At 70.6% G+C, this 22,837-nt stretch carries 13 protein-coding genes and 1 pseudogene; 5 read left to right on the forward strand and 9 right to left on the reverse strand.

The genetic code is table 11. The annotated features are described in order from the left end of the window. The 3 genes and pseudogenes from AC3EUV_RS34045 to AC3EUV_RS34055 form a co-directional block, all read right to left on the reverse strand. Positions 1-239 (reverse strand): annotated as a pseudogene (locus AC3EUV_RS34045) (dehypoxanthine futalosine cyclase); the annotation flags it as partial. Between the two features lie 46 nt (positions 240-285). Beyond that, a complete protein-coding gene (locus AC3EUV_RS34050; protein ID WP_432146320.1) occupies positions 286-1,191 on the reverse strand; it encodes a menaquinone biosynthetic enzyme MqnA/MqnD family protein in 906 nt (301 codons plus the stop codon). A 47-nt stretch (positions 1,192-1,238) separates the two neighbouring features. Next, the gene (locus AC3EUV_RS34055; RefSeq protein ID WP_432146319.1) at positions 1,239-2,009 is read right to left on the reverse strand and encodes a thioesterase II family protein; all 771 of its coding nucleotides are present in this window, start codon (positions 2,007-2,009) and stop codon (positions 1,239-1,241) included. Between the two features lie 448 nt (positions 2,010-2,457). Between AC3EUV_RS34055 and AC3EUV_RS34060 the strand changes: the two genes are divergently transcribed. Then, entirely contained in the window at positions 2,458-9,645 is a 7,188-nt protein-coding gene (locus AC3EUV_RS34060) for a type I polyketide synthase (RefSeq protein ID WP_435604584.1), read from the forward strand. A 39-nt stretch (positions 9,646-9,684) separates the two neighbouring features. Then, positions 9,685-10,719 carry a ketoacyl-ACP synthase III family protein gene (locus AC3EUV_RS34065; RefSeq protein ID WP_435604585.1) on the forward strand — a complete coding sequence of 345 codons (1,035 nt, stop codon included), beginning with the start codon at positions 9,685-9,687 and terminating at the stop codon, positions 10,717-10,719. Between the two features lie 68 nt (positions 10,720-10,787). On the opposite strand, the gene AC3EUV_RS34070 is transcribed toward AC3EUV_RS34065, so the two are convergent. Then, positions 10,788-11,516, reverse strand: coding sequence for a VC0807 family protein (locus AC3EUV_RS34070; RefSeq protein WP_432146316.1), 729 nt, complete (start codon positions 11,514-11,516; stop codon positions 10,788-10,790). 345 nt (positions 11,517-11,861) lie between these two features. On the opposite strand from AC3EUV_RS34070, the gene AC3EUV_RS34075 reads away from it, so the two are divergent. Genes AC3EUV_RS34075 through AC3EUV_RS34085 form a run of 3 tightly spaced genes read left to right on the forward strand, consistent with a single transcriptional unit; the run spans position 11,862 to position 14,768 of the window. After that, positions 11,862-13,160, forward strand: a complete 1,299-nt coding sequence (locus tag AC3EUV_RS34075) for a class I SAM-dependent methyltransferase (RefSeq protein ID WP_432146315.1) — start codon at positions 11,862-11,864, stop codon at positions 13,158-13,160. Between the two features lie 6 nt (positions 13,161-13,166). Then, the gene (locus tag AC3EUV_RS34080; RefSeq protein ID WP_432146314.1) at positions 13,167-13,811 is read left to right on the forward strand and encodes a dTDP-4-dehydrorhamnose 3,5-epimerase family protein; all 645 of its coding nucleotides are present in this window, start codon (positions 13,167-13,169) and stop codon (positions 13,809-13,811) included. Between the two features lie 39 nt (positions 13,812-13,850). Next, a complete protein-coding gene (locus AC3EUV_RS34085) occupies positions 13,851-14,768 on the forward strand; it encodes an NAD-dependent epimerase/dehydratase family protein (RefSeq protein WP_435604586.1) in 918 nt (305 codons plus the stop codon). Between the two features lie 130 nt (positions 14,769-14,898). Here the strand turns inward: AC3EUV_RS34085 and AC3EUV_RS34090 are convergent, their stop codons facing one another. From AC3EUV_RS34090 to AC3EUV_RS34110, 5 genes are all read right to left on the reverse strand, one after another. After that, positions 14,899-15,924: a methyltransferase gene (locus AC3EUV_RS34090; RefSeq protein ID WP_435604587.1), complete on the reverse strand. Its 1,026-nt coding sequence runs from the start codon at positions 15,922-15,924 to the stop codon at positions 14,899-14,901. A 288-nt stretch (positions 15,925-16,212) separates the two neighbouring features. Further along, entirely contained in the window at positions 16,213-17,577 is a 1,365-nt protein-coding gene (locus tag AC3EUV_RS34095) for a macrolide family glycosyltransferase (protein WP_435604588.1), read from the reverse strand. A 155-nt stretch (positions 17,578-17,732) separates the two neighbouring features. Continuing rightward, a complete protein-coding gene (locus AC3EUV_RS34100; protein ID WP_432146311.1) occupies positions 17,733-18,152 on the reverse strand; it encodes a cold shock domain-containing protein in 420 nt (139 codons plus the stop codon). Positions 18,153-18,279: 127 nt separating this feature from the next. Next, positions 18,280-19,317 carry a ketoacyl-ACP synthase III family protein gene (locus AC3EUV_RS34105; RefSeq protein WP_435604589.1) on the reverse strand — a complete coding sequence of 346 codons (1,038 nt, stop codon included), beginning with the start codon at positions 19,315-19,317 and terminating at the stop codon, positions 18,280-18,282. 36 nt (positions 19,318-19,353) lie between these two features. Then, the gene (locus AC3EUV_RS34110; RefSeq protein ID WP_435604590.1) at positions 19,354-22,659 is read right to left on the reverse strand and encodes an SDR family NAD(P)-dependent oxidoreductase; all 3,306 of its coding nucleotides are present in this window, start codon (positions 22,657-22,659) and stop codon (positions 19,354-19,356) included. Between the last annotated feature and the right edge of the window lie 178 nt (positions 22,660-22,837).

Genomic DNA, 22,837 nt, shown 5'->3' on the forward strand with positions numbered 1-22,837 from the left:
CTACAGGCCGTCACGCACACATTGGTGTAGTTGATGTTGCGTTCGATGATGTACGTCGCGATGTGCTCGGTGCCGGCGTAGCGACGGCGACGGATCGTGTCAGCCACACTGCCCAGCGCGTGCAGCGGAGCGAAACGGTAGAGGTCCAGTGCCTCTTCGGGGGTCACCCTGCCGCCCTCGGCGGCACGGTCCAGTACGGACTGGAGGCCACGATCGGTGGCTTCGGACGGTCGGGGCATGTCGACAGCCTTTCCAGGTATGTTTTCGGGCTCGTTACTGGTCATGTCACGTGGTGATCGCTTCCGTGCCCAACAGCTGGACGCGGACATCCGGCGGGAAGCCGACTTGCCTGCCGCCGACCCTGCGGGCGAACTCCGCGATCCCGGCGAGCTGCCGCTCGCCGAGGCTGAAGTCGAGGGCGGTGGTGTAGTAGCGGACCAGCGTCTGCGCGTCGAACGCCTCCCACCGAGCGGCCTGCCGGCAGACCTCTGCGACCTGGGCGAGGGACAGATCGCGGGACGCCAGCAGGGCGGCGTGCACCTGGCGGACGGTCTCCGGCTCCCTGGCAAGGAAGTCCTTGCGCGCGGCGAAGACAGCGAAGACGAACGGCAGCCCGGTCCAGTCCCGCCACATCTGGCCCAGGTCGTACACCTGAAGGCCGAGCCGGGGCGCCTCGTGCAGTGACGCCCGCAGCGCGACATCGCCGATCACCACGGCCGCCCGCGCCTCTTTCATCATCCCGCCGAGGTCCGGTGGGCGCACGAAGTACCGTGGCCGGACACCGACCGACTCCGCGAGCAGCAACTCAGCGAGCCTGACCGATGTCCGGCTGGTGGATCCGAGCGCGACGGGCTCACCGTCCAGTTGGTCCAGCGGAACCTGACTGACGATCAGGCAGGACTCCACGGGGCCGTCGCTCCCGATGGCGATACCCGGCAGCGCCACCAGTTCGTCGGCGTGCTTGAGGAATTCGAGGAGGCTGATCGGACCGATGTCGAGCTTGCCGGCAACGAGTGCGTCGTTGAGGCCGTCGGGGCTGTCCTTCCTCAGGTCCATGTCGAGCAGACTGCCGCTTCTGGCCAGGCCCCAGAACAGCGGCAGACAGTTGAGGAAATCGATATGGCCGACCCTGGGCCGTCGCCCGGTAAGGGATGCCGGGGCGGCCGGAGCGGTGAGGTGCGTATCGGACATGTCTGTCAGGGCTCCCGGGGTGGCTCGTCAGCTCGGCTGATCGGCACCTACGCCTGGCACTGCGAGGCGGCGGAGGTGAAGTGGTCTCGGAGGACGTCCAGCACCTCTGCCTGCCGGTCGGCGAGGTAGAAGTGCCCGCCGGGGAAGGTCCGCAGGTCGAAGCCGCCGGTGGTATGCCCTTCCCAGGCCCATGCCTCGTCGAGGGAGGTCTTGGGGTCGCTGTCCCCGACGAGCACGGTGACGGGGCAGCGCACGGCGGCACCGGGGTCGGCCCGGTAGGTCTCGACCGCCGTGTAGTCGCTGCGCACCGCGGGCAGCACCATGCGCAGCAGCTCCTCGTCCTGAAGGACCCGTGCGTCGGTGCCGCTCAGCGCCCGCAGTTCGGCGATGATGCCGTCGTCGTCCCGCCGGTGGACCTGTTCGTCGCGGTGGGCGGACGGCGCCCGGCGGCCGGAGGCGAACAGCCGCACGGGCCCGTTCGGGCCGTGCTCCAGCCGCCGCGCCACCTCGAAGGCCACCAGGGAGCCCATGCTGTGGCCGAAGAAGGTGAGGGGCCGGTCGGTCCAGCCTTCCAGTGCCTCGGCTATCCGGTCCGCCAGGTGGCCGATGTCGTCGACCGTGGGTTCCTGGCGTCGGTCCTGCCGGCCCGGATACTGCACGGCGAGGACATCGACGCCGGGGCTGAGGGCGGCCGAGACAGGGTGGTAGAAGCTCGCGGAACCGCCGGCGTGCGGGAAGCACACCAGGCGCCGGCCGGCCTGGGGAGCCGGGTGGAACCGTCGGCACCACAGGCCGCTGTCCACAGGGGGGGAACTCATTGTGCTGATCCGTCCTTTCCAGTGGGCCGGCCCGGCCGGACCACCGCGGGCCCCGGGCCGCCGTCCCGAGCGGATCGGGAAGTACGTACTGCCGCCACTATCCAGCCGCCTTGGACGTACCGCACAAGGGCTGTTGGCCTGTTGCCGCGGAAGTCTGGTCTTTTCCCCGGTTCTCGGCGGGGCGGGAACCGGGCGAGGGTGGCCCGGCGCGCGGGCGGTGCAGGGACGACAGGTTGGCCAGGGCGGCGCGTGGACGATGTCGAACCCCTCCCGTGCGTATCGCGAGGGAATCCCCTAGCGGGGAGCTGGCCATACTGGCCCTGCGCCAGCAGGTTTCAGCACTTCCGGGTGCACCGGCCCGAGCGGCGATTGCAGAGCCTGGAGCGGCTCCGCCCGGTTGTCGGCGGTTCCGCGTCTCTGTTCCCGATGTGATTGGAATCCGAGAAGCGTGAGTGACAAGTTGCGGAATCAGCTGATCCGGCCGCTGCATGAGCTGCTTGCGCGCAACGCCCGTCGCTTTCCGGAGAAGACCGCGTACCGGGACGCACGGCGGTCAGTGACCTACGGGGATCTGGCAGAGCGCACCCGCAAACTCGCCGGACATCTCGCGGACCTGGGAGTGACGCGCGGCGACCGGGTGCTGCTGCGCATGGGCAACCGCGTGGAGATGGTGGAGGCCTACGCCGCCGTGGCCCGGGCCGGTGCCATCGGCGTACCTCTCAATCCACAGTCGACGGATGCCGAGTTCGCCCATCATCTGGACGACAGCGGGGCCGTCCTGGTCATCAGCGGTGCCGCCCAGGCGGAGCAGGTGCTCAGAGTCTCCGGGCGGACGACATCGGCCGGCACCGTCGTGGTGGCCGGAGCAGCCCCCGAAGTTCCGGACGGACTCTTGCGGTTCGAGACGCTCGCGACCACCGAGCCGGAGAGCGCGGCGCGCGACGACCTCGGGCTGGACGAGCCGGCCTGGATGCTCTACACCTCAGGCACCACGGGGCGCCCCAAGGGTGTGGTGTCGACCCAGCGTGGCTCGCTGTGGGCCACGGCGTCCTGCACCGCGCCCCTGCTCGGCCTGGGCCCGGAGGACCGGGTGCTGTGGCCGATGCCGCTGTTCCACGCCGTATCCCACAACATCACCGTACTGGGCGTGCTGGCCGTCGGCGCCACGGCACACCTCATGGTGGGCGCGGCGGCCGACGAGATCCTACAGACAGCACGGGAGGACCGGTCCACGTTCCTGGTGGCCGCACCGACCCTGTTCCACCGCATGGTGGAGGTCGGGCGGGAGAGGGGTGCCGAACTCCCCTTTCTGCGAGTCTGCCTGGCAGCCGGTGCGGCCTGCCCGGCCGTCCTGAACGAGGCGTTCGAGGACACCTTCGGCCTTCGTCTGCTCGACAGCTACGGGAGTACCGAGACCGGTGGTGCGATCACCACGCACGTCCCGGGCGGCCCCAAGGTGCCTGGCTCCTGCGGGCAGCCGCTGCCCGGGCTCACCGTGCGGCTGGCGGATCCCCGGACCGGCGCGGAGGTCGCCGCGGGCGAAGAGGGCGAGGTGTGGGTCAGCAGTCCGGCGCTCATGCTCGGCTACCACAACCAGTCGGAGGAAACCCGTGCAGTGCTCTCCGGCGACTGGTACCGCACCGGCGACCTCGCCCGCCAGGACGCGTCGGGCTTCCTCACCCTCACCGGCCGGGTCAGGGAACTCATCATCCGAGGCGGCGAGAACATCCATCCGCGGGAGATCGAGGAGGTCCTGACGCGGGTGCCCGGAGTGCACGACGCCGCGGTGGCCGGCCGGCCGCACGATGTACTCGGCGAAGTGCCCGTCGCCTATGTCGTCCCGGGCCCCGAAGGCATTGACGCGGGGCTGCTCCTGGAGGCTTGCCGACGGGAGCTGTCCTATTTCAAGGTGCCCGACGAGTTCCGCAGCGTCGCCGGGATCCCCCGCAACGCGACGGGGAAGATCGCCCGTCGGCGCCTGGCGGAGATACCCGGCGCCGTGCTCACCGTCAATCCCGCTGTCGGTCTCCGTCCGGACCTGCCCTCCCGCGCGGACGGCACCGGCGCACCGGCGGTCTCCGCCACGGCGCTCACCCCCGCGGAGGACGGAGCGCCGGTCGGAGGCCGGGGTCTGCTCGGCCTCGTGCGCTCCGCCGTCGCCGAGGTCCTCGGACTCGGCTCCCCCCAGGAGGTGCCGGCGGACCGGGCTCTGCATGAACTCGGTTTCACCTCGCTGGCCGCGGTGGCCCTGCGCGACCGGCTGTCCACCGCCACCGGGCGGCAGCTGTCCGCCGCCCTCGCCTACGACTATCCGACGGTGACGGCGCTGGCCTCCCATCTTGAGGGCGAACTGCCGAACACCGCGCCGCCTGCCGACGACACCGCGCACGCCGGGCCCGCCACCCCGGATGAGCCCGTTGCCATCGTCGCGATGGGCTGCCGTTTCCCCGGCGGAGCCCACTCACCACAGGGGCTGTGGGACCTGCTGACGGCCGAGACCGACACGGTCGGCCCGCTCCCCGCGGATCGGGGCTGGGATCTGGACCGGCTGCTGGACGAGGAGTTCGGCGGCGGAGGCAAGTCGTCGGCCCGGCAGGGCGCATTCCTGGAAGAGACGGGCCGGTTCGACGCAGCGTTCTTCGGGATCTCGCCGCGGGAGGCGCTGGCGATGGACCCGCAGCAGCGGCTGCTGCTGGAGACGTCCTGGGAAACCCTGGAACGTGCGGGCATCGACCCGGCGTCCCTGAAAGGCAGCCACACCGGTGTCTTCGCTGGGGTCATGCACAGCGGCTACGGGCTCGGGCTCTACGACCGCGCACCGGAGAACCTGGAAGGGTACCTCGGCAACGGCGCGGCCATCAGTATCGCCTCCGGGCGCATCGCCTACACCTTCGGTCTGGAGGGTCCTGCGATCACGGTGGACACGGCGTGCTCGTCGTCCCTGGTCGCCCTGCATCTGGCGGCGCAGTCCCTGCGGCAGGGTGAGTGCACCATGGCGCTGGCCGGCGGTGTGACCGTCCTGGCGACGCCCGCGGCGCTCGTCGAATTCAGCCGCCAGGGCGCACTGTCCGCCGACGGCCGGTGCAAGGCCTACGCGGCGGCCGCCAACGGGACCGGGTTCTCGGAGGGTGTGGGGTTGGTGCTGCTGGAGCGGTTGTCCGACGCACGGCGCAACGGTCACCCGGTGCTGGCGGTCATCCGCGGTTCCGCGGTCAATCAGGACGGCGCCTCCAACGGCCTTACCGCCCCGAACGGCCTTGCCCAGCAGCGCGTCATCCGCGCAGCCCTTGCCCACGCCGGTTTGTCGGCCGCCGACGTCGACGTGGTCGAGGGCCACGGCACCGGCACCACCCTGGGCGACCCCATCGAGGCACGGGCGTTGCTGGCGACGTATGGCCAGGACCGGCCGGAGGACCGGCCGCTGTGGCTGGGGTCGGTGAAGTCGAACATCGGCCACACCCAGGCCGCGGCCGGGGTGGCCGGAGTGATCAAGATGGTGCAGGCCATGCACCACGGCGTCCTCCCCCGCACCCTCCACATCGACGAGCCGTCCCCCCACGTCGACTGGACCACCGGTGAGATACGGCTGCTGACCGAGGCACGGGCGTGGCCGGAGACCGGGCGTCCGCGCCGGGCGGGGGTGTCGTCCTTCGGAGCGAGCGGGACCAATGCCCATCTGGTGCTGGAGCAGGCGGAGGACGATCCGCTGGACGGGGGCGGTGGTGATGCCGGTGTCCTGCCGCTGGTGCTGTCAGCGCGGGATCAGCAAGCACTCCACACACAAGCCGAACGGCTGGCCACCTTCCTCGAACAACACCCGGACGCCCCCCTGCAACACCTCACCCGCACCCTCGCCTCCCGAACCACCTTCGACCACCGCGCAGCAGTCATCGGCACCACCCACACCGAACTCGCCACTGCCCTACGCACCCTCACCCATCCAACCCCCCACAACACACACACCCACACCGGCCCCGCCCTCACCGACCCCGTCTTCGTCTTCCCCGGACAAGGCTCCCAATGGCAAGGCATGGCCGTCGACCTCCTCACCACCAACGACGCCTTCGCCCAACGCCTCCACGCCTGCGAACAAGCCCTCACCCCCTACGTCGACTGGTCACTGGCCGGCGTACTCCACAACGCACCCGGCCAACCCACCCTCGACCGTGTCGACGTCGTCCAACCCGCCCTCTGGGCCGTCATGGTCTCCCTCGCCACCACCTGGCAAACCCTCGGCATCAAACCCTCCGCCGTCCTCGGCCACTCCCAAGGCGAAATCGCCGCCGCCACCGTTGCCGGCGCACTCACCCTCCACGACGCCGCCCGCATCACCGCCCTCCGCTCCCGGCTCCTCACCACCCTCGCCGGACACGGCACCATGACCTCCCTCGCCACCGACCCCGCCACCGCCCAAAACCTCATCAACACCCTCCACATCGACGCCCACATCGCAGCCATCAACAGCCCGGCCCACACCGTCATCTCCGGCACACCCCAAGCCCTCAACCAACTCCAAGAACACTGCAACCACCACCACATCCGCAGCCGCCGCATCCCCGTCAACTACGCCTCCCACTCACCCCAAATGGAACAGCTCCACCGCCAACTCCTCAACCAGCTCGCCCCCGTCACCCCACACCCCACCACCATCCCCTACTACTCCTCCCTCACCGGCACCCGCCTGCACGGCACCGAGCTCAACGCCGACTACTGGTACCAAAACCTCCGCCACACCGTCGACTTCCACACCGCCACCAAAACCCTCCTGGCCGACGGCCACCACACCTACCTCGAAATCAGCCCCCACCCCGTCCTCACCGTCCCCCTCGAAGAAACCCTGCAAGAAACCCTCCCCCACACCACCCCCCACACCGTCCTCCCCACCCTCCACCGCAACCAAGGCACCCACCACGACCTGCTCGCCGCCACCGCCACCGCCTACACCCACGGCATCCCCCTCCACACCCCCACCACCCCACCCCACCCCCACCTCCCCACCTACCCCTTCCAAGGCCAGCACCACTGGCTCCATGCGGCCCCCGGGACGTCCCGCGGTGACTCCGGCATCGGTGCGGTGCGCGCGAAGCACCCGCTTCTGCGGGCAGCCGTCGAACTCCCCGACTCCGAAACGGTGTTGTTCACCGGACGGCTCTCGACGGGTACATACGGCTGGCTCGCCCGGCACGACGTCGGCGGCGCCCCGCTCGCGCCCGATCCAGTGCTGATCGAACTGGCCGGCAGGGCCGGTGACCAGGTGGGCTTCGGGAAGCTGGCGGAGCTGACGGTGCGGACCCCCTTGGTGCTGCCGGAGTCCGGGGCGGTCCAGCTCCGGGTCACGGTCGGTGAGCCCGGGGAGACGGGGAGGCGTCCCGTGTCCGTGCACTCGCGGCGGGGCGACGAAGGTGGTGTCGGACGGCCGTGGACGTGCCATGCGACGGGATCGCTGGCCGAGGAGGGCAGGGCACCCTCGTGGAACCTGGAGGTCTGGCCCCCGGCCGAGGCCGAAGACGTACCGTGCGGCCGGGAAGAGGCGGCCGGCCGAGGTGACTTTGCGCCGGTCGTGCACGCCGTGTGGCGGCGCGGTGACGAGCTCTTCGCGGAGATCGCCCTGCCCGAGCGGCTGCGGTCGGAGGCAGGGGAGTTCGGACTGCACCCGGTGCTGGCCGACGCGGCGCTGACTCCGCTGCGGATCGACGGTGTGCTCCCGGAGCCCGCCGGGCCGTGGCGGACCGGGGACTGGCAGGGGGTTTCCCTGCACGCCTCCGGTGCCCGTGTACTGCGGGTGCGCATCAGCCCGCTCCCCGACGGCTCGTTCTCGGTACGGGCGGCCGATGCCACCGGAGCTCCGGTGCTGACGGTGGAGTCCCTGACGCTGCGGCCGGTTCACCGGAGCGGGGTCCGGTCGGCGGGCGCCGCCCAGCAGGACGGGCTGTTCAGCGTGGAGTGGACCGATGGGGACCTTGCGTCGGTGGCCGGCACGGTGCCCGCCACGTGGGCGGTCGTCGGCGAGGACACGCTAGGGGTGCGGTCGGGACTGATGTCGGCCGGCCAGTACGCCGAGGCGTACCCCGATCCGGAGGCGCTGGCCGCGGCCGTCGGCGACTCCTCCGGCGCGCCCGATGTGGTCGTGGTGAACTGTGCGTCCGACGCGTCCGGGGCCGTGGAGCGGACCGGTGAGGAACTCGCGAGCGCCGTCCACGACAGCACGCGCCGGGCGCTGGAGTGGGCACGGTCCTGGGTGACGACACCTGTGTTCGACCGGTCCCGGCTGGTGTTCCTCACCCGGGGTGCGGTGCCGGCCTGGGACGGCGGCGGGGTGAGCGGTCGGCTCGACCTCACAGCCGCCGCCGTGTGGGGACTGGTGCGCTCGGCGCAGACCGAATTCCCGGGCCGCTTCCTGCTGGTGGATACCGACGGCGGCAAGCCGGCCTGGCGTGCGCTGCTGAAGGTCGTGGATTCCGGCGAGCCGCAATGGGCCCTGCGCAAGCGGGCGGCACGGGTGCCGCGACTGGCCCGCCTCTCCCTCGGAAGCGATGACGGTGCGGCGGCGCTGCCCGATCGCGCCGAGGGCACGGTACTGATCACCGGCGGTACCGGCATGCTGGGAACCGCGGTCGCCCGTCACCTGGTCGTGGAACACGGCGTACGGAACTTGCTGCTGACGAGCCGGCAGGGGCTCGGCGCGCCGGGCGCGGCCGAACTCCAGGCGGAGCTGACGGCGTTGGGTGCCCGGGTCACCGTGGCCGTCTGCGATATGACGGATCGTCAGGCATTGGCGGAACTGCTGGCAGGGCTCCCGGCCGACCGTCCGCTGCGGGCCGTGGTGCACGCCGCCGGCGCGCTCGACGAGGGTGTCCTTCCGTCCCTGACGCCCGACCGGCTGAGCGCGGTACTTCGGCCCAAGGTGGACGCGGTGCTCGCGCTGCAAGAGGCGACCCGGGGCGCGGACCTGTGGGCGTTCATCATGTTCTCGTCGGTAGCGGGCGTCTTCGGCGGCGCGGGACAGGGCAGCTACGCGGCGGCCAATGCCTTCCTGGACACGTTCGCGTACGAGGCACGCTCCCGGGGAGTCCCCGCGACGTCGATCGCCTGGGGCAGGTGGGGTGGTCGTGACCTGCGCACCCCGGGCAAGGCACGGCTGGCGCTGCCGGGGGTGGGGGAACTCCCTCCGGTGCACGGTCTCCAGCTGTTCGACGCGGCGCGCGGACTGGGGCACGGGCTCACCGTGGCGGCCCGGTTGGACTTCGGCGTACTGCACGAGCGGGCCAGGGCCGGGGAGGCGCCCGCGCTGCTCCGTTCGCTGCTGCCGGCCCCGGCCCGCCGGCCGGCGCGGGACACCCCGGCGGAGGCATCGGAATTGCGGCACCTGCTGGCTGCGATGACCGACGCGGAGCGCGACGCGACACTGACCGATCTTGTGCGTGAGCAGATCGCGGCCGTCTTGGGGCACGCATCCGCGGACCCCGTGACCGCGACGACGGAGCTGAAAGGGCTCGGCTTCGACTCCCTGGCCTCGCTCGCGCTCCGCAATGCCCTGAACAGCGTCGCCGAGCTCACCCTGGCGCCCGGCGTGGCCTTCGAGTTCACGACACCCGGCGAACTGGCCCAGCACATCAAGGAACAACTGCTCGCCTGAGCCCGGCCCCGGTGCCGGACGGAAACGGAGAGATCCCGCATGAGGGTAGAGAACGTCCACATCAATTCACTGGGAGTCGCTCTGCACGAGTGGGTGAGCGCGGAACAGGCCGTGGCCGACGGCCTCCTCGGCCCGGAGGTGACGGCGGCGAACGGACTCACCGGAACCCATGTGTCCGGTGACGTGCCGGCCGTCGACCTCGCGGTGTCAGCTGCCCGGACTACCCTGGAGCGCTCGAAGCTCGAGCCCGACGAGATAGCGTCGCATCTCCACAGCGGGGTCTCTTACCAAGGGCCCGTGGGCTCCTATCCGCCGGGGTACATCCAGCGGGAACTGGGCCTGGAAGATGCCTCCGCGCTCTACCTCCAGCAGGGCTGCAACGGCATGCTGGGCACCTTGGAGGTGGCCATCGGCCAGATCACCGGCGCCGCGGAGACAGCGGCCGTGCTCCTGACCACGGGGGAGAACTTCTCCTCCCCGGAGATCGACCGGTGGACGGGCTTCGGCCAGTCGTACTTCCTCGGAGATGGGGGCGCCGCCGCTCTGCTCAGCGCGGAGGAGGGTTTCGCCGAGGTGCGGTCACTGCATGCCGGGCTGCTGCCCGCCCTGGAGAAGTGGCACCGCGGCGAAGGCCCGCTGCTGCCGAGCGGGGAGCCCGGTTCGATGGCAGACATGGCGGCGCGGGCCGAACGGTTCAACGAGACGGAGCTGTCGCTGTCGGAGACGCTGGAGCGGCTGAGCGCCTTCGACCTGGGCATCATCCACCGGGCCCTGGTCGACGCCGACCTGAACGCGTCCGACCTCGCCAAGGTCGTGCCGATCCACATGGACGGCCGGATGATCGAGCACTCGGTCATGAAGCCGCTCGGGTTGCCCATGTCGAAGTCGTCCTTCGACTTCGGCAAGGGCGCCGGTCATGTCGGCGGTGCGGATGTGTTCCTCACGCTGGAGCATCTGGTCCGCACGCAAGAGGTCGGCCCGGGCGACCACGTCCTGCTGATCTCCCAGGGCCCCGGCTGGATGTGCACCGCGTGCGTGATCACCATCAGGGAACTCCCGGTCTGGGCGGTGTGACGCGGCGGGGTGCGGTCCGCGGCGGGACGTCAGGGGATCGCACCCCGCGGCACGCCGCCGGGCTCCGGTCACGCCGTGCCGTCGTCCGTCGTCTTCGCGCCCCGGGCAGTCCGGCCGAGCCGCCCGCCCCTGGGGAAGATCTTCCGGAAGACGCCGGTCCGGTGCAGGACGACCTGCGTGATGACCTGAAGCAGGAGGTACGTCACCACGTACAGCGCCCCGTCGAGCGCCGGCACCGAGTCGACCGGCAGGGTGTAGGCCATGATCACGCGAAGGACCGCGTCGCCCAGGAGACCGCCTCCCCACAGCACGGCCAGGCCGCGCCAGACGCGGCGGAAGCGCGGGTCGGTGTCCCAGAAGTGCTCCAGGGCCTCCGACTTGGCCGGGAGCAGGGCCTTGAGTACCCGGAAGGTGAACGGGCGGGAGGTGCACAGCGTCCCGAGGATCCACAGCGCGATGAGTCCGGTGAACCAGCCGCCCCGGGCGAGGGCCACGCGCGGGCTGTCGGAGAGGAGAGAACCGAGCCCGACCACCACGAGGATGGCGATGACGAACAGGCCGATGCTGTCGACCTTGCGCTGCCGGACGATGGAGTAGCCGGCGTTGAGCGCCGGCGCAACGGCGCTGATGAGCAGCGCCATCAGCTCACCGAGGCCCGCACCGCGCAGTGCGTAATAGAGACCCACCGGCAGGAGGACGTCACAGAGCAGGGTGAGGACCAACCGCCGTGGGGCGGCTGACTGTTCGCGCTGTGCGCCGTCCTGTGCCCGCTCGGCCTCGTCGCCTTGCACAGTCATCCTTGCTCCCTGGGTCGCCGCCTGCTGCCCGTCCGCGCCGGGTCTGCCTCCCTCCCGACAGGCAGCGTCGCGCGAAGCCCGTTGCGGACCGAGCGCCATCCGTCGCCGCTGTGGAGCGGCGGGCGGCCGGCGCACCTTCCCACCATGCGCGCCGGACCGGAGAATCGGTGCCTCCGGGCGGCGGGTTCTGGATCAATTTCCAGAGTCCGGTCCGGAATCACCTGGGAGTGAGACTCCGGTACTAGGGTCACCGGCAATTCCGTGGTGGGCTCGCCGCGCTGTCGTGGGAACACGACGCCGGTTCTGATCGGTCCAGCCGATGATGGAACGCGACCTGGAGAATTCATGATCATCGATGACTGCCGTATTTGCGGCAACCGCACGCTGGTGCCGGTTCTCGACCTGGGCCCGCAGGCGCTCAGCGGTATCTTTCCCCGTACGCGTGAGGAGGTCGTGCCCACGGTCCCCCTGGAACTACTCAAGTGCTCGCCGGACGGCTGCGGTCTCGTGCAGCTCCGCCACACCGCCGACTTCGGGCTCATGTACGGCGACAACTACGGCTACCGCTCGGGAATACGCCCGTTCATGGTGCAGCATCTGCACGGCAAGGTGGCGGCGATCACCGACCTGGTCGATCTGGGCCGCGGCGACCTGGTGGTGGACATCGGCAGCAACGACTCCACGCTGCTCCAGGGGTACCCCGCAGACGGACCGACGCTGGTCGGTGTCGACCCGACCGGCTCGCAGTTCCGCACGTACTACCCGCCGCATATCGAGTTGCTCCCGGACTTCTTCTCCGGCGAGGTCTTCCGCGAGCGGTTCGGCACGCGCCGGGCGAAGGTCGTCACGTCCATCGCGATGTTCTACGATCTGCCGCGCCCCATGGCCTTTATGCAGGATGTCCACGACGTCCTGGATGAGGACGGCATCTGGGTGATGGAGCAGAGCTATCTGCCGGCGATGATCGAGAACACCGCCTACGACGTGGTGTGCCACGAGCATCTGGAGTACTACGCGCTGCGGCAGATCGAGTGGATGGCCGAGCGGGTCGGGTTCACCGTCATCAAGGCCGAACTCACGGCGGTCTACGGCGGCAGCCTCTGCGTGACGCTCGCCAAGCGGCCCGGCCGCTATCCCGTGGACGAGGCGGGGCTGGCGGCCATCCGCGCCCGAGAAGCCGCGCTCGGGCTGGACACCATGGCTCCGTTCGAGGCCTTCGCCAAGCGCGTGCACGAATTCCGCGACGGTCTGCGGGAGTTCCTCGACGACTCGCGCCGGACCGGGAAGGTGACCCTGGGCTACGGCGCCTCGACCAAGGGCAATGTCATCCTCCAGTACTGCGGGATCAGCGAGGACGATCTGCCGTGCATCGGCGATCCCAACCCCGGCAAGTCCGGCTGCTTCACACCCGGCACGGGTATCCCGATCGTGTCCGAGTCCGACGCCAAGTCCCGGCGTCCCGACCAGTTGCTGGTGCTGCCGTGGATCTACCGGGACGGCTTCATCGAACGGGAAGGCGACTTCCTGGCCGGCGGCGGCGCGCTGGTGTTCCCGCTGCCCGAGCTCTCCGTCGTCGGCGGGCGAAGCGGGCTCGGTACGCCCGGACCCGGCCGGGGCGCCGTGCACCAGGCCACGGGCAGGTGAGTGCTGATGCGTACCCGGAAGCTCGCGGTCGCCGGCAGCCTGGAGTTCACCCCCGAGATCCACTCGGATCACCGGGGCGTGTTCGTCTCCCCGCTACAGGAGGAGGCCTTTGTCGCGGCGGTCGGTCACCGGTTCCCGGTGGCGCAGACCAACCACAGCCGGTCGGCCAGGGGTGTGCTGCGGGGGCTCCACTTCACCGCCACTCCCCCCGGCCAGGAGAAGTACGTCTACTGCGCCCGTGGACGGGTGCTGGACGCCGTCGTGGACATCCGGCTGGGCTCGCCCACGTTCGGCAGCTGGGACGTGGTGCAGATGGATACGGAGTCCTTCCGGGCGGTGTACCTCCCTGCCGGGCTCGCGCACGCATTCCTCGCGCTGGAGGACGACACGGTGATGTCGTACCTGGTGAGCAGTCCCTACCGGGCCGAGCTGGAGCATGCGATCGATCCGCTGGACCCCGCCATCGGCCTGCCCTGGCCGCACGAGATGGAGTACCACCTCTCCCAGCGGGACACCGTCGCGCCGAGTCTGGCCGAGGCCGAGGCCCGGGGCATGCTGCCGAGGTACGCCGACTGTCTGCGCACGGGGCCGCCCGACGGCCTGGCGGTGGTGCCCGACCTCCCGGCCGGCCCGGCCACCGGTGAGGGGTGAGCCGTGGCGGATCTGACACCCCCACCTGATGCAGCCCGGGTGGCGGTACTTGGTGCGACCGGCTGTATGGGCCGGCACCTCTGTGCGGCCTTCGCGGCCGAAGGAAACCACGTCGTGGCCGTCGCCCGCCGGTACGCGCCGCAGGTCGCCGGGTACCGGTTCCTGCCGTTCGACGTCGCGGGCAGCACCAGCGACGAGGCCGCCCGGCTCCTGGCCCGTGAGGGTGTCGAGGTGGTGGTCAATGCCACCTTGGGGTGGGGGGAGGAACTGCACTACGCCAACGTGCAGTTGGTGGAGCGGCTCGTCGGGGCGCTGACGGCGCTGCCGTCCCCGCCCCGGCTGGTCCATCTCGGCACCGTCCACGAGTACGGTCCGGTGCCCGCCGGGACGTGGATCGACGAGGGGACCGAGCCTGCTCCTGCCACTCCGTACGGCATGGCGAAGCTCACCGCCTCACGGATGGTCCTCGACGCCGTGCGCGCCGCTGCGCTCGACGGCGTGGTCATGCGTCTGGCCAACACGGTGGGCCCGCACCCCGCCCTGGAGAGCTTCTTCGGGTCCCTGGCGGTGCGGCTCCGCGATGCCGGCGCCGCCGGTGTCGAGGTCACGATCGCCGATGCCCGACGGGACTACGTCGATGTCCGGGACGCGGTGGCCGCCGTGGTCGCCGCGGCCCGGAGCCCGCGCGCCGATCCGTTGGTCAACATCGGATGCGGCCGGGCATGGGACGTACGGGAGCTGGTCGGCGAGCTGGTCGCGGCCGCGGGGCTGCCTCCGGAGGCCCTGCGTGAGCGCGCCAGGGAGGTGACGAGCCAGGGCGGCAACTGGGTTCAGGTCGACATCTCCCGGGCCGGGCGCCTCCTGGGCTGGGCGCCCCGGTTCACGATCGGCGAGTCGATGCGCGCCCTGTGGGAGACGGTCCGCGCGGACCGGCCACTTCCGGGCAGCGAAGACTGACGAGAAGAGCCGTGCTCCGGCAATGCCGGGGCACGGCCGGCGCTGCTCGCCCCGCAGGGCTGCGCCATGGACTCCGGCCGGACCCGCCCGGCGCCGGGGTGGGCGCCAGGGGGCGGTCCGGAGAGACCTTCTAGCGCTTCCGGCCGCAGAGCACCACGGTGTCCGGCCCGACCAGCGCCCGCTTCACAGGGTCAATCCCCGCCTCGCTGAACCACTGCTCGTACTCTTGCGGCGTGTACACCATGCCCTCGCCGGAAGCGACCGTCTGGAAGTACGCGGAGAGGTAGGCCGAGCGCGCCGGGCCGGTTTCGTCGTCGCTCTGGTAGGGAGTCACCACGAAGACTCCGCCCCCGGAAGGCAGCGCGCGGGACGCCTTGGCCAGCAGCGCGCGGACGCGGTCGGCGGACCAGATCTCGAGGAAGTGGGCAAAGAGCACGGCGTCATGGCCGCCCGGGAAGTCGTCGTGGAAGGCGTCGAGGCCGACGGCGCGCACCCGGTCTCCCAGACCCAGCTCCGCGACCTTGTCGTTCGCCATGGGGGCGACCGACGGCAGGTCGCCGATGGTGATCTCCAGATCGGGCCAGGACCGGGCCAGATGCACCGCGTTCATCGCGGCGCCGCCACCGACATCGAGGAGGTACCGGTAGTCCGACAGGTCGATCTCGCCGGCGATCTCCTCGCCGACGAGGTGGCTCACGGCGCCCATCATCGTCTGGAACGGAGACTCCAGTTCCGGATTCTCCGCCAGCCGCCCGTAGAGCGTCGGCGCGGTTCCGGGGATCTCACGTTGGAGGCCGACGTTGGAGTTCTCCTTGAGCGACTCACAGAACCAGTCGGCGGCACGGTAGAGGCGGTGCAGGTAGGTGGCCGTCGGCTGATCGGGAAGGGCACTGAGCGGCTGGATGTACGGGGTGTTGTAGTAGCCGTCCCCCTCCTTGCGCAGCACGCCCATGGCGGTGCAGCCGAGCAGCAGGATGCGGGTCGGCTGCGGTGCGAGGCCCAGGCGTACGGCGAGTTCTTCGCGGGTTGTCCCCGGGTTCTTCTCCAAGACGTCAAACAGGCCGAACTGCAATGCGGCACTCAGGAACTGAAAATCGTAATGCGCCTTGAGGTGCGGGCCGATCGTCGCGTCGTCCGGCTTGCTGGAATTTTCCATTCCCGGTCTCCTGGGCTAGTAACGGGCCACATCCGTCGAGAACCCGCACGGAGGAAGAGCCGTGGGCGGGATGTGGCGTGCCCGCCTGACGTTCGGAAGGAATCATCGAGCAGCAGTCAGGCGGACGGTCATCAACACTTGGGGGCGGCTCTCTCTTGGCGCACCCGTCACGACCCTATGCATCGGTACCGGCAGGCCGAAGCGCTGAGGATTCTGTGTAGGGAAATCCCCAACGGCCGTCGGCACGGCCGATTTCCGCCCCGGGTCGCACCACCGCTGATGAACGCATCAGCCGGCCACCCGGATCCGCGATTCCAGGAAGTCCGCCGCCCGGGTCACCCCGCCGGCGGCCTCCGTCAGCTCCCGCATACGGCGCAGCTGTGTCCGCGTGGCCTCGTCGGCGATCAGGTGCTGGAGGGTGGTGAGGATGTGCTCCTCGGTGGCCTCCCGGGGGTCGAGCAGCACACCGAGCCCCAGCTCCGCCGCGCGTACGCAGGTGACCTGGTGCTCCGGCAGGTGGGGGACCATCACCATCGGGGTGCCGGTGTGCACCGCGCCCATGAGACTTCCCAGGCCGCCGGAGGTGACGAAGACATCGGCGTGTTCCAGGACTGCGACCTGAGGGATCCACGGATGCACCTCGACGTTGGACGGTACGGTCCCCAGTGTGGTGGTGTCGAAGCCGTTGCCGACCGTGAGGACGGCGCGCCAGGGCTGATCGCTGAGCGCACGCACGCAGGTGCGGAAGAATTCCGTCTGCGCCTGGGACATGGTTCCCATGGAGATCACGACCAGGGGGGTGTCGTCCTGCGGGGTGTCCCAGGTGGCGGTGAGGTCGTCGGTGAGGAAGCACGGCCCGACGAAGGCCGTTTCGTCCCCGAAGGTCTCCTGGGCGGTCTGGAACACCCTGGGCGCGTAGACCACACTCTCCACGGGCCGGTGCCAGCCCAGCAGTTCCTCGGTGGGAACGGAGAGCCCGTATTCCCCGGCGACCTCTCCGGCGCGGCGGAAGAGTTCGGGTGTCGCCGGGTGGTCCTCGGGGACGCCGATCATGGCGAACATGGTGTCGAGGTCCGAGTAGTGGGCGTTGGACGCCATGGCGGGGACGGACTGTACGACGGGGCGGTTCCAGAGCGATCCCAGGGTCCGGCCCGCGAAGGCCAGAGACGTGTCATGGAAGAGGAGATCGGGCGGACCGTCGGTGAAGTGCTCCTCGGCCGCCCGGATCAGCGCCTCGCACTCGTACTGGACCATGACCACTGACCAGGCCATCTGGTCAGGGGGGAGATCTACGCTCTGCCCGGCGGCAAACGCCTCGGCCAGCGGCGAGGCGTAAGGCACCACGCTCGCCCCGGTTTGCCGTACGGCCAGGGTGAATCCGTCCGGCGTGAGAAAGCTGACGCGGTGACCACGGCGCACAAGCTCCTCGGTAACTGCCAAGGCGGGACGTATATGCCCGTGAGCGGGAATGCAGAGAACAGCAATATGCATGGACACGGCGACGTTTCTCCTCTTGCGTGCAGGACCGCAGGGAACTCCAGCTGAGCACGGGCAGCCCGGCAGGCTCCGCTCCCCGGATTCGGGTTTCCTTGCGAGGGTGCGGGGCCCTGAATCCGGTGTCAACGACGCGTGCTCAATGACTAGTTGATTCATGGGATTTCGCAAGCGGTCACACGGCACCGGATGTCACACACAAGAGGGAGAGAAAGAAAAAGGCGGAGGAATCAGGGTGTCCGGGGCTCGCGGCACCCGGACGGCACTGATTCCTCCGCCCTGCCCTTTTCCGCCCCCATCACGAGGGCGGTGGATCAGGCTTCGGTCCAGTTGTGCGCCTGGACCAGTTCCATGACGCGCTTGCGCACCTGAACGAGCTGCGCGGCGGTGAGCGAGGGCGCCGCATCGAGCAGCGCCTCGGTCAGTTCGTTGCGGAATTCGGCGTGGGACAGGACATCGCACATCAGGTCCTCGTCGGACTCCGCGCTCCCCGTCCGTGCCGGCCCGCCGCTCACCGGGGCCTGCCGCCGCACCGCGGCCGGGCGCGCGGGCCCCAGCAGCCTGACGTCGCCGGCCTTGAGCCCGCGCTCCCCGACCTCGGCGGTGTACTCGACCCTCAGCCCGCTGTCGAACAGGTGCTTGTCGTCCCGCAAGTCGTTGACATGGACGAAGACGTCCTCGCCGCCGGCGTCGGGGGCGATGAAGCCGTATCCGCGCACCTCGTCAAATCGCACCACTGTACCTGTAGCGACCACAGCGTTCCCTCACCTCTGCCACTGCAATTTCTTCACCATCACACACCACCCCGGAGCCCGGGCCCCGGGGCAACCCCCGCCCCTCGCCCGGCCCTTCGTCAAGGTGTCACACGGCCCACGGAGGCGGATTCAGCACGGTCACCACGCTCGCCGTGCAGAGCCATCCGGGCGCCTGGGAAAACAACAGGACGTTATCACCCGCACCCACTTCGCCCGTACGGACCAGATGCTCCAGCGAAATGAAGACATCGGCCCCTCCCACGTGCCCGACCGACCTGCCGAAATCGAAGCTCGACCGCTCCATGGGAAGGCCGAGCGGCATCATGGTCCCGTACTCCAGCATCCGCCCGTCCATATTGATCATGACGACCTTGGCGAGGTCGGAGGCATTGAGATCCGCGTCCACCAGGGACTGGTGAATGACCTCCAGGTTGAAGAGAGTGATCTTCTCCAGGGCCTCGGACAGCGGCATCTCGGTGTCATTGAACTGTTGGGCCCGTTCGGGCATGGTCGGCTCTTCCTCGGGACTCCCGGGCTGCAACAGCGGCCCACTGCCGCGGTGCCACTTTTCGAGTGGGCTCAGGACACCGGAACTCAGGGAACGGACCTGGGCGAACCCCTCATCGGCGCTGAGCAGAACCGCCATGCCGCCGTCGGAGAAGAAGTGCGACTGGCCGAAGCCGTCATTCCAGCGGTCGGCTCCCGGTGCGGTGAAGTTCTCGGCCGAGGTCAGCAGGACCGCCTCGGCTTCCGCAGCACCCGTCATCTGCCCGATGGCCACCTCCAGGGCCCCCAGCATGCCGTTGCACCCCTGCCGGAGGTACTGCGCCGGGACCTTCCCGATGCCGAGCTCACGCATGATGTAGCCCGGCGGGTAAGACCCCACGGGCCCCTGGTAGTTGACCGCGCTGTGGATGAGTCCGTCGATGGCGTCGACGTCCAGCTTCGAGCGCTCCAGGGCGGCCCGGGCGGCGCTGACCGCCATGTCCATCGCCGGGATGTCCCCCGCGGCGTAGGTGCCGGTCAGTCCGTTGGTCTTGGGGATCTCCGGGTCCAGGATGCCGTCGGTGACCGCCTGCTCAGCGCTCAGCCATTCAGGAAGGAACACTCCCAGGGAGTCGATGTAGACGTCATCCACCTGCACGAACAATCTCCTCATTCCGTGTGGAGCCGAATCCCGTCAGCATGCGAGCAGTTCTCTCTTGAGGTGCTGCACCAGCGCTTGCGGGCCGGCGAAGTCGAACACCACCGCAGGGGGCAGGGTGAGCTGGGTGGCCGCGTTCAGCGCATTGCGGACCGTCAGGGCCGTCAGCGAATCGAAACCGAGATCCTTGAATGCGTGCTCCGGTCCGATCGACTCGGCGGAGACATGGCCCAGGCCGGCGGCCACGTGGTGGCGTACCAGCTCCAGGAGCGTCTCGTCCCGCTCCGCATCGGTCATCTCGGCGAGGCGGTGCCTCAGCGTGGACGCCTCCCCCGGCGCATCCTGCGCCACCGGCCGCACCGGCTTCCGCACCAGCCCGCGCAGCAGCGGCGGGAGGCCTGCGGACCCGGCCCGGGCGCGGAGTTCGGCGCTGTCCAGCCGTGCCGCGACCACATGGCCCTCGTCCAGGCCGCACACCGCATCGAAGAGTTCCAGGCCCTCTGCCACGGGGAGCGGTTGCACCGGCAACCGGGCGCTGCCGGGCGCCGGTACGTCCCGGCCGGCCCACAGGCCCCAGGCAATGGACAGCGCCGGGGCGCCCTGCGCACGACGGTGCCGGGCGAGGGCGTCCAGGAAGACGTTCGCCGCGGCGTAGTTGCCCTGGCCGGCACCGCCCAGGATCCCCGCGATGGACGAGAACACCAGGAACGCCGACAGGTCCAGGTCCTTGGTCGCTTCGTGCAGCACGAGCGCGGCATCCACCTTGGGCCGCAGCACCGTCTCCAGCCGGGCGGGCGTCAGGGACAGCACGATCCCGTTGTCGGTGACGCCTGCCGTGTGCACCACGGCGGTGAGCGGACGGTCGGCGGGCAGCGTCGCCAGCAGTGCGTCCACCGCGCTGCGGTCGGCCACGTCGCACGCCGCGAGGGTCACCCGGGCGCCCAGCGCGGTCAGCTCGGCGCAGAGCTCCCCGGCACCTGGGGCGTCAGGGCCCCGGCGGCTGGTCAACAGCAGGTCGCGTACGCCGTGTTCGGTGATGAGATGACGGGCGAGGGCGGTGCCCAACAGTCCGGTGCCGCCGGTGAGGAGGACGGTGCCGTGCGGACGGTCGAGCAGCGGCGCACGCTCGGCCGGGGCGGCGCACCGGACCAGCCGAGGTACCCGCAAGGCGCCCTTGCGCAGCGCGAGTTGGGACTCGTCGGACCCAGCGACGGTGAGCAGGGTACGCCAGGCGGCTTTGCTCGCGTCGGTGTCGAGGAGGCGGAAGCGGCCGGGCGCCTCGGTCTGCGCCGAGCCGATCAGACCCCACACCGCGGCTGCGGCCAGGTCCCGTGCGGTGGTCTCCTCCCAGGCAGCCACCGCGCCGCGGGTGAGGACGAGCAGGGTGGAGGCGGTGAAGGCGGGGGTCCGCAGCCACTCCTGGGCCCAGGACAGCGCCTGTCGGGTCAGCCGGTGGACGGCGTCCGCGGCGTCGACGCCGCCGGTGTCCCTGCCGGCGGTGACCACCACGACATCCGGTACGGGCGCGCCGCCGTCGATCTCCTTGGCCAGGGCTTCCATCGACGGGTACCGCTCGGCGTACTGTCCGGCCTTCATCAGCCCGGACCGCGCCCGGAGCGGGTCGTCGCCCACGATGGCCCACGACTGGGGTACGTCCACCGCGATCGACGCGCTCGGCACATCGGTCCACTCCACCCGGAACAGGCTGTCCTGCTGAGCCGCGCCGGCACCCCTGAGCGCATCGGAGGACACCTCTCGCGGTTCGAGGTGCTCGACGGTGAGCACCGGCCTGCCGGTCGCATCGGCGGCGTTGACGGTGCACTCCCCCGACGCCGCCCGGGTGATCCGCACGCGGAGGACCGACGCACCCACGGTGTGCAGACCCACCCCGCGCCACCGGCCCGGCTGCCGCGCCGGTCGCGCCTCGTCGTCGCCGTCCGCCCACAGCGGGTGCAGCGCCGCGTCCAGCAGGGCGGGGTGGAGGCCGAACGCGGCGGCTTCCGCGCGCCGCTCCTCGGGCAGGGCGATCTCGGCGAAGAGGTCGTCGCCGCGCCGCCACACCGCCCGCACCCCCTGGAAGGGGGGCCCGTATGCGTGGCCGGCGGCGGCCAGGGCGGGGTACAGCTCGGTGGTCTCCACCGCGGTGGCCTCGGCCGGGGGCCAGACGTCGAGGCGCCACGAGGGGGCGGGACCGCTCGCGGCGAGGGTGCCGGTGGCATGGCAGGTCCACGGCCGTCCGGTGCCCCCGTCGTCGCGTCGCGCGTGCACGGTCACCGGCCGGCGGCCGGACTCGTCCGGTGCGCCGACCAGGACCCGGAGCTGGACGGCGCCCTGCTCAGGAAGGATCAGCGGCGCCTCCAGGGAGAGCGCGTCCAGCAAGCCGTAGCCCACCTCGTCACCCGCGCGGACCGCCAGCTCGACCAGCGCCGAGCCGGGTACCACGGTGCTGTCCGCCACCCGGTGGTGCGCCAGCCAGTCGTGGGTACGTGCCGACAGGCGCCCGGTGAACAGCACCGCCTCGGAGTCGGGGAGCTCCACCGCCGCGCCCAGCAGGGGGTGGTCGGTGGCCGCGACGCCCACGGCAGCGGCGGTCTCCCGTACGTCGTCGGCCGCCGGCCCGTCCGTGACAGGGTGCGCCGTGGCACCGGCGGCCTGCACGCCCACCAGGCAGATGCTGTGCGACAGGCTGTGGAACAGCGGCAGGGGCCAGAGCACCCGGCCGGGGGTCGGGAGGGCCGGGTTCGGTGCGGTGCCCGCCGCAGTCGGCCACAGGCAGTTGCGCTGGGTCGCCGGCCGGCTCTCGGGCCGCCCGGTGGTCCCCGAGGTGTAGAGCATCCAGGCCGGCTCGTCCAGGCCCAGGCCGTCGCGCGCCGGTGCTGCGGGGTCGGTGGCGGCCAGGGTCTCGTACCGCTCGGTGCCGTCGGGCGCGGCGCCCTCCCCGGTGACCACGACGGTGCGCCCCGGGCGCTGCGGCAGTACGCGGAGCACCTGGTCGACGAGGGCCGGTGCGGTGATCAGCATGTCGGCGCCGCTGTCGTCGAGCAGATGGGCGAGTTCCTCGTCCGTCGCATGCGGGTTCAGCGGCACGCCGATGGCCGCGGACCGGAGGATCGCCAGAGAGCCCTCCATCATCTCGACGCCGTTGCCCAGATAGAGGGCGACGCGGCCCCCACGGTCCAGCCCCAGGTCCGCCAGGTGGCCGGCCAGCCGCGCGGTGCGCTGCTCCAGCGCACCGTAGGTCACGCTGCGGCGGTCGTCGGAGAAAGCGATCTCGTCGGCGAATCGACCGGCGTGCTGGATGAGCAACTCGTGCAGCGGCCGCATCGGTTCGGTGCGCATCATGGCGCTCACTCTCAGGCGCTCCCAACACGTTCGGGAATGGGGTTCTGGCATCGGGCCGCCGGCACATAGCCGCCCGCTCTTCCGATGCTCGGCACAGCGCGCGGCCTGGCGGAACGTCCTCGCGTCTGCCGGGCGGAGACATACGCCGTCGACACCGGCGCGAGAAACGCTGCCCCTG

The organism is Streptomyces sp. bgisy130 (assembly GCF_057708345.1).